We start from the raw sequence: 15450 nt of genomic DNA, 5'->3' as shown, positions 1-15450 counted from the left end.
TCCAAACTGGTGGGCTGTAGAAGACACGAGCGGACCGCGTCAGGATCTTGATTATGTGAAATGTGTGACGGATCACTACCGTGCGTTTTGGGAGTGTGGCTTGGACGTTGATTTTGTAAGTATGGACGATGATTTTTCGGGATATCGGCTTCTGGCGGCGCCACTTAATTATATGTATAAAAAGGGATATTCCGAAAAGGTCAGAGCGTTCGTGGAAGCGGGCGGAACTTATGTGACAACGTATTTCAGCGGGATTGTAAATGAAACCGATCTTTGTTTTATAGGACGGCATCCGTTGGAAGATGTACTCGGGGTGGTTTCTGAAGAAATGGACGCGCCGTCAAAGGAGTTTGAGAATTGTTTTGATTATAACGGAAAAGAATATCCGGCGTATACGATGTGTGATATCGTTCATGCAAAAGCTAAGACGGAAATTTACTCTGTTTATAAAAAAGACTTTTATAAAGGATGTCCGGTAGTAACTGAAAATGCATATGGAAGCGGAAGGGCGTATTATCTTTCGGCAGAATCGGATCAGAGGTTTCTAAGTGCATTTTATAAAGATGTGTTTATAAAGGCGGGATTGTTGAAAGAAGCATCATCTGCCGACCGCATATTAAAACGACTTCCCCATGGCGTGACGGCTGCAAAAAGAGAGGATGAGACAGGAAGAAAAGGTCTTGTTTTTGTGATGAATTTTAATGACAGGCAGGTTCGTTTGGAAGGCATTGGAAAGCAGATTGATGCAGAAAGTGGAGAAGTATATGAAAATGTGTTGGAAATGGCCCCGTTTTCATGTACGATTTTAAAGTTGAAGTAAAGCGTCAGTATGAATATTGTCAGGCAGTGAAATCAGAACATTAAGATAACGGCAGACAGAGTAAAAGAACGTAAAACGTAAGCCGATGCGCGGCGCGGGAAAATAGTGGAAGAAAGGAATCGAGAAAATGCAGTCAGCAGCAGATTTGAGAAGTTTATTGAACAGGATCGATCATCGTGGATATCCTGCTTATAAAGATACGAAAGGAACATATCGGTTTCCGGGATATGTGTTGTCTATAGATCATGTACAGGGAGATCCGTTTGCGTCTCCGTCAAAGGTGAGCATACATGTAGAAGGAAAGGCAGCGGCATTTCCGAGTGATCTTTACTGTGGGAAAGATCAGCGGATCGCGCTTCAGGATGAATTGACGCGTCAGTTTGCAAAAAAGGCGGATCAGTTTGCTTTTCAGGCAAAAGGTTCGGGAAAAAGTGGGATGATCGCTGTAAGCCGCTGCGGGCAGGAAGTTTTGGAACGTACGGCCTGCAGACTTGATCCGAACAGTGGAGATATCATTTTGCGGATGGAAATCGGTTTTCCCGCAAACGGAAGAACGATCAATGCGCGGGAGCTTGAGAAGATCCTGTTTCAGTTTGTGCCGGAATGTGTAAAGGCCTCTTTGTTTTATAAAAATGCAGATGCGGCCCGTCTGCGTAAAATTATAGATCTTGCGGAAGATCAGAGGTATATAAGAGATCAGCTTCCGAAACTCGGACTTTGCGCTTTTGTGGCAAACGGAAGCATTCTTCCGAGAGAGTCCGGCGTTTCGTCTAAGCCGATGCGCGACGCAGTAAAGTTTCAGTCTCCAAAGGAGCAGGAAGTGACGATTACACTTCCGCATGCGGGAGTCATAAGCGGAATGGGGATCAAAAGAGGGATCACGCTTATTGTGGGCGGGGGATACCACGGAAAATCTACGCTGTTAAAGGCGTTGGAAACAGGAGTTTATCCGCATGTTGCAGGTGACGGACGGGAGTATGTGATCACCGACGATACGGCGGTAAAGATTCGCGCCGAGGACGGGCGGAGTATTAAAAAGACGGATATTTCTATGTTTATCAACGATCTTCCAAATGGAAAGGACACGGTTTTATTTTGTACGGAAGATGCCAGTGGAAGTACGTCTCAGGCGGCAAATGTAATCGAAAGCATGGAAGCCGGAACTTCTCTTTTTTTGATCGATGAGGACACAAGCGCTACGAATTTTATGATACGGGATGAACTGATGCAAAGAGTGATTCATCGGGAGATGGAGCCGATCACGCCGTTTATCGAGCGGATAAGAGAATTGTATGAAAAACAGGGGATTTCCACCGTGATCGTAGCGGGAAGTTCAGGAGCTTATTTCCATATTGCAGATACGATCCTTCAGATGGATCGATACGAGCCGAAAGATATTACCGGATATGCGAAAAAGGAAGCGGAAGCATTTCCTGCGATCAGTCTTTCTCAAGAGCCGGCGCGGCAGCCTGATTTTAAGAGATGTCCGATCGCAAATGCAGATTTAAAGGGGAATGACCGGATCAAGATGAAGACGATGGGAAAAGAAGCTGTCATGATCAACAAAGAAATGATCGATCTTCGCTATGTGGAACAGATTGTTGACAGCGAACAGGTGACAGCGCTCGGATATTGTATGCGATATGCTCAAAAACATCTTATGAACGGAAAGAAAGATCTTCGTCAAGTGATCGCAGAGATGGAAAAAGTTATAGAAAAAGAGTCGCTTGATGCGCTCTGTGAGAGCAGATCAAGTATCGCATGTATGGCGATGCCAAGAGCGCAGGAAATTTTTGCCTGCTTTGACAGATACAGAAAACTGAAACTTTAATAAGCGTGTTTTCGCAGAAAAAGAAAACGATCAGGATGAAGCGGAAAGGAACAGTAAAATGAAATTTATACATTTATCGGATCTGCATATCGGAAAACATCTTTATCATTACAATATGAAAGAAGATCAGGAACACATTTTGGAGGAAGTGATCGGATATACAGAGAAGCTTCGGCCGGATGCGGTTGTGATCGCGGGAGATATTTATGATAAATCTGTTCCGTCGGCAGAGGCGGTCGCAGTGTTTGACGATTTTCTGACACGGCTTTCATCGGTAAGCCCTCAGGTGTCGATTTTGATCATCGCGGGGAATCATGATTCGGCGCAAAGACTTGATTATGCCAGCCGTCTGCTTGGAAGCCGCGGCATCTATATTGCGGGGAAAGCGCCTGAGACGGAAAAAGAACATTTGAAAAAAGTTGTATTAAAAGATGAGTATGGCCCGGTGAATTTTTATCTGCTTCCTTTTTTGAAGCCGGGATATGTAAGGTTGTTGTGTGAAAACGAGACGCCGGGCAGTTATACAGAGGCTCTCGATGCGGTTTTAAGGAGAGAGGATATCGACTTTTCGGAGCGAAACGTACTTGTATCTCATCAGTTTTATACAGGAAACGGCGAGACTCCGGAAACGTGTGATTCAGAACTTTTCAGTGTCGGCGGAATTGATAATGTAGACATTTCCGCAATCAGCCGATTTGATTATGCGGCGCTTGGACATTTGCACAAGGCACAGAGAGTGGGGGCGGAACATATTCGATATTGCGGGACGCTTTTGAAATATTCGGTCAGTGAAGCGGACTTAGAAAAGTCTCTTCATCTTGTGACGATAGGGCAGAAAAAAGAGGCGGTCACAATCGAAAAATTTCCGCTTCATCCGCTGCGGGACGTACAGAAAGTGCGGGGATGTCTTTCTGGAATCTTAAGTTCGGCAGATCCGAAAAAGCGGGATGATTATGTGAGCGTGACGCTTACAGACGAAATCGATCCTTATAGACCGAAAGAACAGTTGGAAAAAGTGTACAGCCGTATTTTAGAAGTGCGGACGGATAATGAACGGACGCGTAAAAAACTTGAGTTTAAGGATGAGGATATCCGCATGGAAAATCCACTGGAAACATTTTCGGATTTCTATGAAGAAATGCATGGAAGAAAGATGTCTTTAGAAGAGGCGGAAATGATGACGCAGATTTTTGATGATGTGAAAGGAGAAGAAAGATGAGACCGATCAAACTTACGATGTCTGCGTTTGGTTCTTATTCCGGTATGGAAACGATTGACTTTACGAAAATTCAAGGCGGGCTGTTTCTCGTTACCGGCGATACCGGAGCCGGAAAAACAACGATCTTCGATGCGGTGACATATGCTCTTTACGACAGGACAAGCGGCGGACGGCGCGACGGAAATATGATGAGAAGCCAGTATGCCGACGACGAGGCGGAAACATTCGTGGAATATACGTTTGCATATCGGGACGGGCAGTATACGATCCGAAGAAACCCGGAATATATGCGCGCGGGAAAGCGGAAAAATGCAGACGGAAAGATCCGCCTTGTAAAGGAAACGTCAAAAGTCAGCCTGATCATGCCCGACGGGAAGGAGTTTCAGGGGAAAAAGCGTGAAGTTGATCAGAAAATAGAGCAGATCATCGGATTAGACGCCGGGCAGTTTACGCAGATCGCTATGATAGCGCAGGGAGACTTCCTGCGGCTGCTGCATGCGGAATCAAAAGAGCGAAAGAAGATATTTTCCAAGATTTTTCAGACGCAGATATACAGAGACGTCCAGGAACAATTAAAAGAGCAAGGAAAAGCATTGTATATACAGTTAAAAGAAAATGAAGCCGATATTCGGCGTGAGATGGAGCGCGTCGATGCAGACGGATCGAAGGTGCAAAAGGTGTGGGAAGATTTGATTTCCCAGGAAATGCCCTCGGCAGAGGCTGTAACAGAAACGCTCGGCCGGATATTAAAAGAAGGAAAAGAAGCGTACGAAACGATGGAAGCCGAAGAAACGGCGCTTCGGAAAGAATCGGAGCAGCTCCATCTTATGATCGGGAAGAAAGAGGAGATCAACAGGATCTTCGGTCTGTTAGAGCGAACAGAATCGGAATATAAAAGACTGCAGGAACAAAGCGCGGAATATGAGCTTTTGAAAAATCACGCGCTGTTGGGAGAACGTTCGGAACAGGCGAGAAGATTGGAAGTGCAGGCGCTTCGTACAAAGGAAGATGCACGGAGGATCAAAGAAGAAATCGTTACTCTGAATGAGTGGATGGAAGAGCACAGTAAGCGGGAGAACAGGCTGAAAGAAGATGCGGAGCAGGCGGAGAGTGAGATGGATCGGATCGAACCGAAGCTTCGAGAACAGATCGTGCGTTTGCGTGAGATTCTTCCCAGATATGCAAAAGTACGGAAATTAAAAGCAGAGTATGAGAAACAGACAGTTCAGATGACACGCTGCATAGATCAGTGTAAAGCGGCGTCGGAAGATTATGAAGAAAAATACAGAATCTTTTTCGGCGAACAGGCGGGGATTCTTGCACAAGAACTTAAGGAAGGTTCTCCGTGTCCTGTGTGCGGGTCGGTGCATCATCCGCATAAGGCGAAAATTTCCGAAGGCGGAGTCGATGAAAAGACAGTAGAAGAGGCGAAAAAGATCCGTGATGAAGCGGAGCGAAAGAGAGCGGCGGCACAGGAAAAATATCAGGAAGTTCGCGCACAATTTGAAACAGAAGAAAAAGCGCTTTTTGGAGAAAGGTATTCTCGGGAAGATGAAAAACAGGCGGAAGACCGGCTTGCAGAATATGAGAGCCTGCTTGCGCAAAAAAGATCGAATTTGAAAAAGCTTCAGGACGCATACAGAAAAACTGCAGAAGAAAACCAACGTCAGGCAGGGCGGGCGGAAAATCTGGTTTTACAGAAAACGGAACTGGAAGAGCGGTTCGAGCAGGAACAGGAAATGTTTCGTCAGGAGATACGAAAGCAGCGGTTTGCGGATCAGGAGGAATACCGGGAGGCGAAAAAATGGATCGAAGGCTGGAGGCAGATGAACGATCAAGTAAAGACGTATGAAAGTCTGGTCGTTCAAAAGAAAAGCAGTGTTGAGACATTGAAAGGTCAGTTAAACGGTAAAAGGCGGCAGGAGACGGAAAGTGACGTCAGAAAGAAAAATGAGACAGATATGCTTTTGAAAGAAAAGAATGTGCGAAAACTGGAGATTCACGGGAAAAATATTACCCATCAAAGCGCCTGTGACAGCCTTAAAAAGTATTTTGCGGCAGAGGAGGAACTTCGGGAAAAGTATGAAGTTGTCGGTAATCTGAGCAGGACGGCGAACGGAAGTTTGACAGGCAGTGTGAAGCTTGATTTTGAGACGTATGTTCAGAGAAAGTATTTCCGGCAGATCATACAAGCGGCGAACCGAAGGCTTGCCAAAATGACTTCCGGAGGATTTATCCTGCAGTGTCGGGAATTGAAAGATTTAAGCAGTCAGGGGCAGGCCGGATTAGATCTGGATGTGTACGATCTGGTGACAGATTCTGTCCGCGACGTAAAATCTCTGTCAGGCGGAGAATCATTTATGGCGGCGTTGTCAATGGCGTTAGGACTTGCGGATATCATTCAGAACACAGCCGGAGCGGTGAGTTTGGAGACGATGTTCGTAGACGAAGGATTCGGTTCTTTGGATGATCAGTCGCGGGAGAGGGCGATCCGTATCTTGAAAGAACTTGCAGGAGAAAAAGGACTTGTAGGTATCATTTCTCATGTCAATGAATTGAAAGAGCAGATCGACTGGAAGCTGACTGTGACAAAAAGCGGCCATGGAAGCCATGCCCGCTGGATCATATAAGACTTTTATAAAGCTCTTTTTAAATACCGGATGCTGTATGCGGGCAGGACGAGCTGTCCGTTAAGTTCCTGTACGGAAGTGTCCTTGCCGCTTGTGATCGTTTCGTTTTCAAAGGAAAGGATCTGTTCATATGTGCCGTTTAACTCATGGTGTCCGGCTGTGAATTCACAGTCGGATGCGTTGACGGCAACAAGGAATTGCTCTTTTTCTGTTTTGCGCTCGAAAATAAGCTGATGATTTGTAATAACGATATTTCGATAAGAACCGCTGCACAGCGCATCGCTTTCTCTGCGAAGAGCGATCAGGCGGCGGATCAGATCGGTGAGATCGTTTGGCTTAGGCGCATCGAAACAAGGCCTTAAGGCATAATCATTATCAGGTGATTTCGTTCCTTCCTCTCCCCATTCGCTTCCGTAATAAATACAGGGAATACCCGGCATACCGAACAAAAGTCCGTAAGCAAGGGGGATATGCCGCTTGTTTGTCAATATGGAAGCAAGCCGCGTGACGTCATGGTTATCTGCAAAAGTCATGAGATGCTTTCCTCTGTAAATGCACCACTGCTCCGGTCCGTATTGGCGGTTTAATGAGTGGGCGATCTCGAACAAGTTCATGCTGTTAAAGCTGGAATATAATCCTTTGTAACATTCGTAGTTCGTGCAGCTGTGAAGCATTTCGTTGTTGACGATCAGGTTGTAGTCTCCGAATAAAACTTCTCCTACAAGAGCGAATCCCGGCTTAATCTCTTCGCAGAAAGAGCGGAGGCGGCGCATGAAGTTATGATCGAGAGAATAAGCGACATCAAGGCGCAGTCCGTCAATGCCGAAAGTTTCGATCCACATTTTTATGCAGCTAAGCAGATGGTCTGTGACGGCAGGATTTTGCAGGTTTAACTTCACAAGTTCGTAGTGTCCTTCCCAGCCTTCATACCAGAAGCCGTCGTTATATGCGCTGTTGCCGTCAAAATTAATATAAAACCAGTCTTTATACGGAGAATCCCATTTCTTCTCTAACACATCCTGAAATGCCCAAAAACCTCTGCCGACGTGATTGAATACCCCGTCGAGCATGATCTTGATATTGTGCGAATGAAGCGTTTCACATACTGTTTGGAAATCTTCGTTCGTTCCGAGGCGACAGTCGATCTTCGTAAGATCTCTTGTGTCATAGCCGTGATTATCTGATTCAAAAATCGGATTTAGAATGATCGATCCGATCCCGAGCTCTTCGAGATATCCGGCCCAGTCTGCAATTTTCAAAATCCGGTGCATTGTCACGCCGTCATTGTGCGTCGGCGCGCCGCAGAAGCCGATCGGATAAATCTGATAAAAAGTTTCATTGTAAGCCCACATAATTTCAGTCCTTTCAGTTATTATATTTTTGCTGTGATCAGATATATGTTTCCTCGTAAACGGACATCTGTACAGCCAACTGTTGATAGGTAGATTGTAACATATCAAGGCAGAATTGACATTAAAAAGTGTAGTAGATATACTGAATAAAGGCACAAAAACAAAGATAAAGGAAGTAAAAACGGTAAAAAATGAGTTTGATGGAAAGGATCCCCAAAGATTTTTATAAATTATTTTCAAGTAAATATACGGATTACTATATGCTGTTTCTCACGGCAATCTATGAGGAAATGAGTCTGTCTTATTCCGTGCTTGGATTGACGGAAAAAGAGTGCAGGGCAGTTATGAATGAAAAGATCGCGGCAGCGGCTCTTCTGTGGGATGAGGAAAATTATGATGAAGAGGGAGAGTTTCTTACACGTTCTAATATGGCGTCCGTGTGTCTGAAACATTTTCAGGAGTGGGGATGGCTGAAACAGGACTATGACGAGGCTTTGAACAGTTACGTTGTGACATTTCCTGAATATAGTCAGATGTATGTGGAGTTGTTTAGGAGTCTGCTTGATGAACAAGAGAGCGAAGAGCGGGAAAGCGTTATGACGATATACAGCCATCTGTATACATATAGTTCCGATAAAGAAAAAAATAATGAGATTTTAAAAAGCGCCCTTCGTGTTTCCAAAAAGCTTGTGCAGATGCTTGTAAATATGCAGGACGGTATGAGAGGGTATTTTGATGAACTGTCCCGTCAGAAAGATTTTCGGGGAATACAGGACGTCCTTGTAAAGGAGATCAATAACAGTGACAGCCGAAAATATGCGATCTTGACGACAACGGACAGTTTTTATCGATATAAAGAAGCTGTTAAAGAACTGCTTGACAGAAATTTACAGGAAAATGATATGAGCAGGCTGAAACTGTTGCGGGAACTGGAAGAGGTCCGTCAAAAGAAGATGAAAGACGAAGAAAACGCGGGAAAAGTTAAAGATCCGAAAAAAACAGATGAGGCGGAGAAAATAAAAGAACTGCGGCTGGAACGGGCGGCGGCAATGTGCGAGGAAGCGGCAGATACGCTGATACGAATCGAAAGGCAGTTTGATGCGATCGAAAGAAGATATAATAAACTGATCGAACAGAAGACGATTTTTGCGTCCAGGGCGGCTGCGAGAATACGGTACGTTCTTCAGGAAGGAGCAGAAGAAGACCGTACGGTTGCGCTTGTAGATCTGTTGAATAAAAGCAGGAGAAAAGAAGAAATATCGGAAAAACTGGCGGAGCGTATCCGCCTTAGCAGACCTCACAGAGCGTTGACGGATGAAAGTCTGTACAAACGGAAAGAAAAAGGGAGAGAAGCGTTTGTTCCGGCTACTGTTTCGGAAGGCGGACAGGCGGAAGAAAATTTGGAGTCGTTTGTCTTAAAACCGCTTTATACAAGGAAAGAGCTGCAGGAGTTCAAAGAAAGAAACAGTGTCGGAAACGTATTTAGAACTACGCGGCAGACGGTTCGGTCGGCTGAAGATTTGGAAAAATTGTTTTTTATATGGCAGGAAGCGACGGAAAATGCGTTTGGCAGTGGGGAGATCACCGTAGGAGAGGAAGAAGAAACCGAACAGGGAATGCGTTTTTCAACGCTGGAAATAAGAGAGGACTAAGTCATGTTTGAGTATTTGGAAAGTATTTCTATCACAGAAGGGGAACAGATAAAAAAGACGATACAGGCGTTGTTTCGCCAGACATGTATTTTGCAGGTGAAATATGATCCGGCAACACTTGTGCCGAAAGATAATGTACAGTATGAAATCTGTGTCCGGCACAGACATTTTATAGAAGACTATCTTTCGGTACTTGGATGTGAGCTTACGCATGATGCACAAGAGCATATTTTCTGTTTGACAGGCGACGGAGCTGCAAGGGAAAAACTGAATATGACAGAAACGGTGATCCTTCTTATCATAAAACTGATCTATAAAGATAAAATTATGGGAGAAGGGTTAAACGCTCCTGTGACAACGCTGAAAGAAATGCGCGAATACGGAAAGAATACGAACCTGATCGTAAGAAAATTGAAGGCAGATGAATGGAAAGCTTCTCTTTATCTGATGCGGCTTCATCAGATCATCGACGTGCCGGGAGCGGTGAGGGACGTAGAAGACGATACGCCGATCTATATTTACAGTACGATCAATCTGTATGTGACGGCGAAAGATATGAATGATTTGATTGAAGAATATAGAGAGGAGGCAGACGGATATGAAACAGCCGAAGAAAATTTTTACAAGAATGCTGATCAATAACTGGGGCGGCATCAGCCATAAAATGTTGGAATTCCACGAGTATGTGAATCTTTTCAGCGGAAAGAGCGGATCGGGGAAATCGACGGTTATGGATGCGATACAGGTTGTTCTGTATGGGAGTGTGTCTGCTAATTTTCTGAATAAAGCGGCAGATGATTCTAAAAACAAGAGAAGCGTTTTAAGCTATCTTAGAGGAGCGCAAAAAGACGGAACGGCAAACAGGGGAGACGTTGATTTTTGTTCACAGATTGTTCTTGAGATTGAAGATACCGCCACTCATATTGTGACTTGTGTCGGGGCGGCGTTCGAGGTGGCAAAAGGGGATACGGATCTGAAAAAATATACTTATTTCAGTCATTCGGGAAGAATTCCAAAGGATGAATATTTGGAAAATAACGTACCTTATTCGATCGCACAGATTAGAAAACTTACGGAAGAAAGAAGCAGAAGCGCCGATAACAGAGGCCGGGGTGAAGTAAATAAAGTGTATCCGTCGAAAGAAGCTTATCTTTATACGCTGTACGGGGAAATCTTCGGTCAGGTAGAACAAGGTCGTATGATCACGATGGAAAAAAGCGCCATTGCTCTGAAAATGACGAGTGGAACAGGTCAGTTTATAAGAGATTATATGTTTCCGAAAACGAAAGAAGATACGGTGGCGACGATCAGTGAACAGCTTGGCGCGTACAGAGAGATCAAAGAACGGGTGGAAGATCTGGAAAAACGGATCGAAATGCTGGATAAGATCCAAGTATATGACAGAGAACTGACGAATGTGCGTGCGGAGAAAGTACGAACGGAAACAGTGCTCAAATGCATTGATATCGAGGAAAATATAATTCGACTCAAAGGACGGGAAAGTGAGTTGGAATCCGTTGAAAAAGAAGCGGACGAGGCGAAAAAAGAACAGAAGATACTTCAGGACGAACTGCAGACGATACGGGATGAAAGAGCCCGGGTACAGGCAGAATTAAATAACAGCGATTATGGAAAGAAAGAACAGGAACTAAAAGATTTAGAATACAGAATTGCTCTTCTGGCGGATAATTCGGCACAGTGGCGGCAGATCGTGAAAGGATTGAAACGATGGGAAGAAGAGGATGTTGTCACTGATTATGTGAGCAACAGAGCTCTTCAGCTTATTCAGGAAATACGAGGCGGAGCGCTTACGGAAAAGTTATGTAAAGAACTGAGGACACATCTTGACTTGGCCCTTGATAATATTACAAATGAATTGTCGGAACTTCGTATTTCGATCCATGAAACGGAAAAAGACATCAAAGAAAAACAAGATGCTGTCGAAGATCTCCAAAACGACAGAAAACCGTATCCGTTGGAATTGAAAAAGGCGAGACAGGAACTGCAGCGTGCGTTGAGCGACAGGTACGGAAGGAAAATCGAAGTTCATATTTTCGCGGATTTGTTTGATATTACGGATGAAAAATGGAAAAATGCGATCGAAGGACGGCTTGGCAGGATTAAAAAAAGTATGATTACAGAACCGGCATACGCTCTTGATGCAGCGAAAATATTTCGCAGGATGCAGCAGTTTGAAGAAGTTGATCTGATCAATAGTGAGGCGGTTCAAAAGGATTCTCCGGAAGCGGACGAAAACTCGCTATATGAAGCGGTACACGCAGAAAGCGGATATGTTGACCGGTGCTTGAAACGTTATCTTGGAAGAATACAAAAATGTGAGACGGTGGAAGAGTTAAGTACGGTAAAAGACGGAGTCACACCGGATTGTTATTCGTACAGCGGATATATGTTCCGCCATCTGCGCAGGAAGGATTATACGAAAAATGCATGTATCGGTACAAAAGTATCGAAGGCAAAGCTAAGAGAGCTGCAGGAGGAAATTATAGATCTTCAAAGTTCGCTGATCGCAGATCGTCAGACGGAAGAGTCGTTGAAAGAAGCCCGGCAATTTGAACGGTTCGGTCAGGAACCGGAACATTTGATGCGTCTTGCGGGTGCGGCAGACGAACTGGCCGATCATTACCGCCGCCAAGACCGGCTCAAAGAAGAAATCAAAGAACTGAAAAACGGAACTTTGGCAGCAGAACTGCAGGCTAAAACGAAAGAACTTACAAGCCGGATTGAAGAAAAAGAACAGGCGGCAGGAAGATTAAGAGAAAAAGAAATCGAAACAGGGAAGAAAAAGGGCAAACTGGAAGAGAAAATTAAAGCGCTGAAAGAAAGACTCGATTTTTTGATGAAGGGATATGTTCCGAATGATGAGATATTTGCCGAAGTGAGGTCGGCTTTGGAAACGAAGAGCGAAGCGGCTTATAAAAAAGAGATGACAGTGATGGCGGAGAGGCTTTTTGAGAAAGAAACAAAACTTCAGGATGAGCGGATAAAATCAAGAAATGCATTTAACAATACATATCCCGCATATGGATTTTCAGGTGTAGAACATGACAATGAAGTTTACGACAAAGTTTTGGAGCGATGCAGAAAAGATTTTGAGCCGAAATATAAAGAAGAATTTGAAAAACAATACGAGCTCGTGTACCATTCTCTGCGCGATAACGTGATCGCAACGATACACGGGGAAATCAAGTCGGCATACAGACATCGGCGTCAGATCAATAAAATGCTGTCGCAGATCCGTTTTTCGGACAGCATTTATCAGATTGATATCTCTCCGGCAAAAAATGAAAACGGACAGTTTTATGAGATGCTTATGGCAGAAGAACTGGACAGCAAAGTAATAGATCATAGTGGGTTTGACGGTCAGATGAGTTTGATGGAAGATGAATTTTTCAGAAAATATGAAAGGAAGATCGGACTTCTTACCGAGAAATTCATGCCGTCCAGAGAGGAAGACGGGGCAGGGCGTGAAAAGCACAAAAATGAAATGGAACGCTTTGCTGACTACAGAAACTATTTGGACTTTAATATGTATGAACAATCTATCGATGAAAACGGGATCGAGAAGAAAAATTATGTGGACGACATGGCGGGCGTCGATTCCGGAGGAGAGGGACAGAACCCGAAATATGTGGCGCTTCTTGCAGGATTCGCAATGCTCTATATGCAGCAGAGTAATCGGGATTCAAAGATTCGCCTTGTTCTTCTTGATGAGGCATTTTCAAAAATGGATAAGGAGCGAAGCGAAGTCTGCTTAAAATACGCAAGAGAATTGGAACTTCAGTTGATTGTCTGCGTGCCGGATGAAAGACTTCAGTCTCTGATCCGAAATGTGGACAGCGTATACGGCTTCCGCAGGTTTAGAAATCAGGTTACGATGATGCATATTGACAAAGGAAATTATCTCGATATGATCGCAGGGGAAAGCAGATCGGAAGAGGTGTAGAAATGTTTTTGGATGATGGAGCAATAGTTAAAAGTTGATAAAAAGGAAGGAAAATGTTGAATCGCATATGAGCGGCAATTTGTTGGCAAAGTGGATTATTGGGAAAGCGGAAAAAAGTGAAGCTTATCGGGCGGGAACGCTGACAGGCATGAAACATCCGAAACCGGACAGAGAAATGATCAAGGCAGCAGGTGGCTTGCCTGAGCTGATCAGACAGGCTGATGAGTTGGAGAAAAGCGGATATATCCGGACAGAAAAAAGCAATCTGGGCGCGGATATGAAAAAAATCTATTATTCCATAGATGTCATTCCAAAGCTGTGCGAAAAAGAAGGAATTGAAGATCCAAGAAAGCAGCAGCTTCGTTATATAAAACAAATAGAACAACTGCGCGCTGAGGTACAAGGCAGTTTTTTGGAAGGTTATTATGATGAGATCATAAGACGGTTGGAACTTGGGGAGATCGTAAAATCACCCGATATGGAGGACGTTGATTTTTTCCGATGTTTGAATGCAGTTGTGAATTTGAAAAAATCTCTGTGGATGCGCGTATTCAGTGCTGCTGTGCTTAATGACTCTAAGCGTTTTAAAAAAGATTATGAGAAAAAAGTGGTGAAAGTACTGGTCAGATCACCTTTGTATGAAGAGGGGATGACTGACGATGAGATATTAAGCGTTCATGGAATTCTCAGTTATGCACAGGTGATGGAATGGAAAGGTCCGCTTCTGTATAAATTAAAGGGCGGACAGGAGTATATAGAAGATAAGGCGAGGGAAAAGGAATATGAAATAGATACATCTCAAAATCAATACGGAACAGTGATTAATTCGCAGACATTGGAACGTGCCTTTCCCGTTTCTATAAAAGGAGTCCAAAGAATTGTAACGATTGAAAATAAGGCAAATTATGAAGAAATGAAATACAGAGAGGATACGCTTTATCTGTTCTGTCATGGATTTTATTCTCCGAAAGAACGGATTTTTTTGAAAAGATTAATGGAAGTGGCGGAAGGAGAGATACAGTATTTTCATTGGGGAGATATGGATATGGGAGGCATTCGTATTTTCCGGTTTAATAAGAAAAATATTTTTCCGAAATTGAAGCCGTATAAAATGGATCGAGAAGCATTTCAAGAAGCGCTTGAAAGAGGAGCGGGCATTCCTCTGGAAGAGAAAAAGAAAGAAAAATTGGAAAAGCTTAATGCGGGAGAATTAGAAGAGCTTAAAAAGTGTATTTTGGAAAAAGGAGTAGAAATCGAACAGGAAATTTTATTGGCGGAAAATGCGATAGCGGAAAATTGAAAAAAGTGCTGAGAAATGCAGGGGAAACGATAAGATTTGTAAATAGTATGATAGATTTTGTGAAAATAAGGAAAGAGGTTTTATAAAATAAGGGAAGAGGTTTTACAAAAAAGCTTGACATGTGTGAGAGCAGGGATTATAATATTACAGCATGACTAAAGGAGAAACAGTATACGCCATAGCCCCGGAGTGTGCTGATTTCACATATACAGGCAAGTAAATGTTATCTGATGATTTTATAGGAGGAACACCCATGAAAACTTATATGGCTAACCCTGACAAGATTGAAAGAAAATGGTATGTGGTTGACGCTGAGGGATGTACACTCGGACGTCTCGCATCTGAGGTTGCTAAAGTGCTCAGAGGAAAAAATAAACCGGAGTACACACCGCACATTGATACAGGAGATTATGTGATCGTTGTCAATGCAGCGAAAGTAAAAGTAACAGGAAAGAAACTTCAGCAGAAGATCTACTACAATCACTCTGATTATGTAGGCGGAATGAGAGAGACTACGCTGGCAGAGATGATGGCTAAGAAACCTGAGAAAGTGATCGAGCTGGCTGTTAAAGGAATGCTTCCGAAAGGACCTATGGGAAGAGACATGATCAAGAAGCTTCATGTTTATGCCGGAGCAGAACATGCAAATCAGGCTCAGAAGCCGGAAGTTCTGACATTTTAG

General features: G+C 43.8%; 9 protein-coding genes and 1 pseudogene. 9 read left to right on the top strand and 1 reads right to left on the bottom strand.

Translation table 11 applies throughout. From position 1 onward, the window contains the following. Window positions 1-16 precede the first annotated feature (16 nt). The 4 genes and pseudogenes from ACH9UM_RS09130 to ACH9UM_RS09115 form a co-directional block, all read left to right on the top strand. Window positions 17-820, top strand: a pseudogene (locus ACH9UM_RS09130) (beta-galactosidase trimerization domain-containing protein); the annotation flags it as partial. A gap of 127 nt (window positions 821-947) precedes the next feature. Continuing rightward, entirely contained in the window at window positions 948-2651 is a 1704-nt protein-coding gene (locus tag ACH9UM_RS09125) for an ABC-ATPase domain-containing protein (RefSeq protein ID WP_400091125.1), read from the top strand. Between the two features lie 58 nt (window positions 2652-2709). After that, the gene (locus tag ACH9UM_RS09120; protein WP_009242381.1) at window positions 2710-3870 is read left to right on the top strand and encodes an exonuclease SbcCD subunit D; all 1161 of its coding nucleotides are present in this window, start codon (window positions 2710-2712) and stop codon (window positions 3868-3870) included. Next, window positions 3867-6500, top strand: a complete 2634-nt coding sequence (locus tag ACH9UM_RS09115; RefSeq protein WP_004847585.1) for an AAA family ATPase — start codon at window positions 3867-3869, stop codon at window positions 6498-6500. Before ACH9UM_RS09120 ends, ACH9UM_RS09115 begins: the two co-directional genes overlap by 4 nt. Window positions 6501-6505: 5 nt before the next feature. Here the strand turns inward: ACH9UM_RS09115 and ACH9UM_RS09110 are convergent, their stop codons facing one another. Next, window positions 6506-7852 (bottom strand): alpha-amylase family glycosyl hydrolase, encoded by a 1347-nt coding sequence (locus ACH9UM_RS09110; RefSeq protein ID WP_004847584.1) that lies wholly within the window; start codon window positions 7850-7852, stop codon window positions 6506-6508. 200 nt (window positions 7853-8052) lie between these two features. Between ACH9UM_RS09110 and ACH9UM_RS09105 the strand changes: the two genes are divergently transcribed. The 5 genes from ACH9UM_RS09105 (at window position 8053) to rplM (ending at window position 15450) form a co-directional block, all read left to right on the top strand. Beyond that, complete coding sequence (locus ACH9UM_RS09105) at window positions 8053-9504, top strand: Wadjet anti-phage system protein JetA family protein (RefSeq protein WP_009243726.1); 1452 nt, start codon at window positions 8053-8055, stop codon at window positions 9502-9504. Window positions 9505-9507: 3 nt separating this feature from the next. Beyond that, entirely contained in the window at window positions 9508-10146 is a 639-nt protein-coding gene (locus ACH9UM_RS09100; protein ID WP_004847581.1) for a DUF4194 domain-containing protein, read from the top strand. Continuing rightward, window positions 10103-13468 carry an SbcC/MukB-like Walker B domain-containing protein gene (locus ACH9UM_RS09095; protein WP_004847580.1) on the top strand — a complete coding sequence of 1122 codons (3366 nt, stop codon included), beginning with the start codon at window positions 10103-10105 and terminating at the stop codon, window positions 13466-13468. Before ACH9UM_RS09100 ends, ACH9UM_RS09095 begins: the two co-directional genes overlap by 44 nt. Window positions 13469-13535: 67 nt before the next feature. Beyond that, window positions 13536-14768: a Wadjet anti-phage system protein JetD domain-containing protein gene (locus ACH9UM_RS09090; RefSeq protein ID WP_004847579.1), complete on the top strand. Its 1233-nt coding sequence runs from the start codon at window positions 13536-13538 to the stop codon at window positions 14766-14768. A 253-nt stretch (window positions 14769-15021) separates the two neighbouring features. Continuing rightward, window positions 15022-15450 carry a 50S ribosomal protein L13 gene (gene rplM / locus ACH9UM_RS09085; protein ID WP_009243723.1) on the top strand — a complete coding sequence of 143 codons (429 nt, stop codon included), beginning with the start codon at window positions 15022-15024 and terminating at the stop codon, window positions 15448-15450.

The sequence above is a fragment of the Mediterraneibacter torques genome (assembly GCF_044591705.1).
GTDB lineage: Bacteria > Bacillota > Clostridia > Lachnospirales > Lachnospiraceae > Mediterraneibacter > Mediterraneibacter torques.
This window is presented reverse-complemented; position numbering and strand designations above follow the sequence as displayed.

Excerpts from the sequence above, each read along its gene's own strand:
- ACH9UM_RS09105 (WP_009243726.1), top strand. The coding sequence starts at position 8,053 with ATGGAAAGGATCCCCAAAGATTTTTATAAATTATTTTCAAGTAAATAT.
- ACH9UM_RS09100 (WP_004847581.1), top strand. The coding sequence starts at position 9,508 with ATGTTTGAGTATTTGGAAAGTATTTCTATCACAGAAGGGGAACAGATA.
- ACH9UM_RS09110 (WP_004847584.1), bottom strand. The coding sequence starts at position 7,852 with ATGTGGGCTTACAATGAAACTTTTTATCAGATTTATCCGATCGGCTTC.
- ACH9UM_RS09115 (WP_004847585.1), top strand. The coding sequence starts at position 3,867 with ATGAGACCGATCAAACTTACGATGTCTGCGTTTGGTTCTTATTCCGGT.
- ACH9UM_RS09125 (WP_400091125.1), top strand. The coding sequence starts at position 948 with ATGCAGTCAGCAGCAGATTTGAGAAGTTTATTGAACAGGATCGATCAT.
- ACH9UM_RS09120 (WP_009242381.1), top strand. The coding sequence starts at position 2,710 with ATGAAATTTATACATTTATCGGATCTGCATATCGGAAAACATCTTTAT.
- ACH9UM_RS09090 (WP_004847579.1), top strand. The coding sequence starts at position 13,536 with ATGAGCGGCAATTTGTTGGCAAAGTGGATTATTGGGAAAGCGGAAAAA.
- ACH9UM_RS09095 (WP_004847580.1), top strand. The coding sequence starts at position 10,103 with ATGAAACAGCCGAAGAAAATTTTTACAAGAATGCTGATCAATAACTGG.
- rplM (WP_009243723.1), top strand. The coding sequence starts at position 15,022 with ATGAAAACTTATATGGCTAACCCTGACAAGATTGAAAGAAAATGGTAT.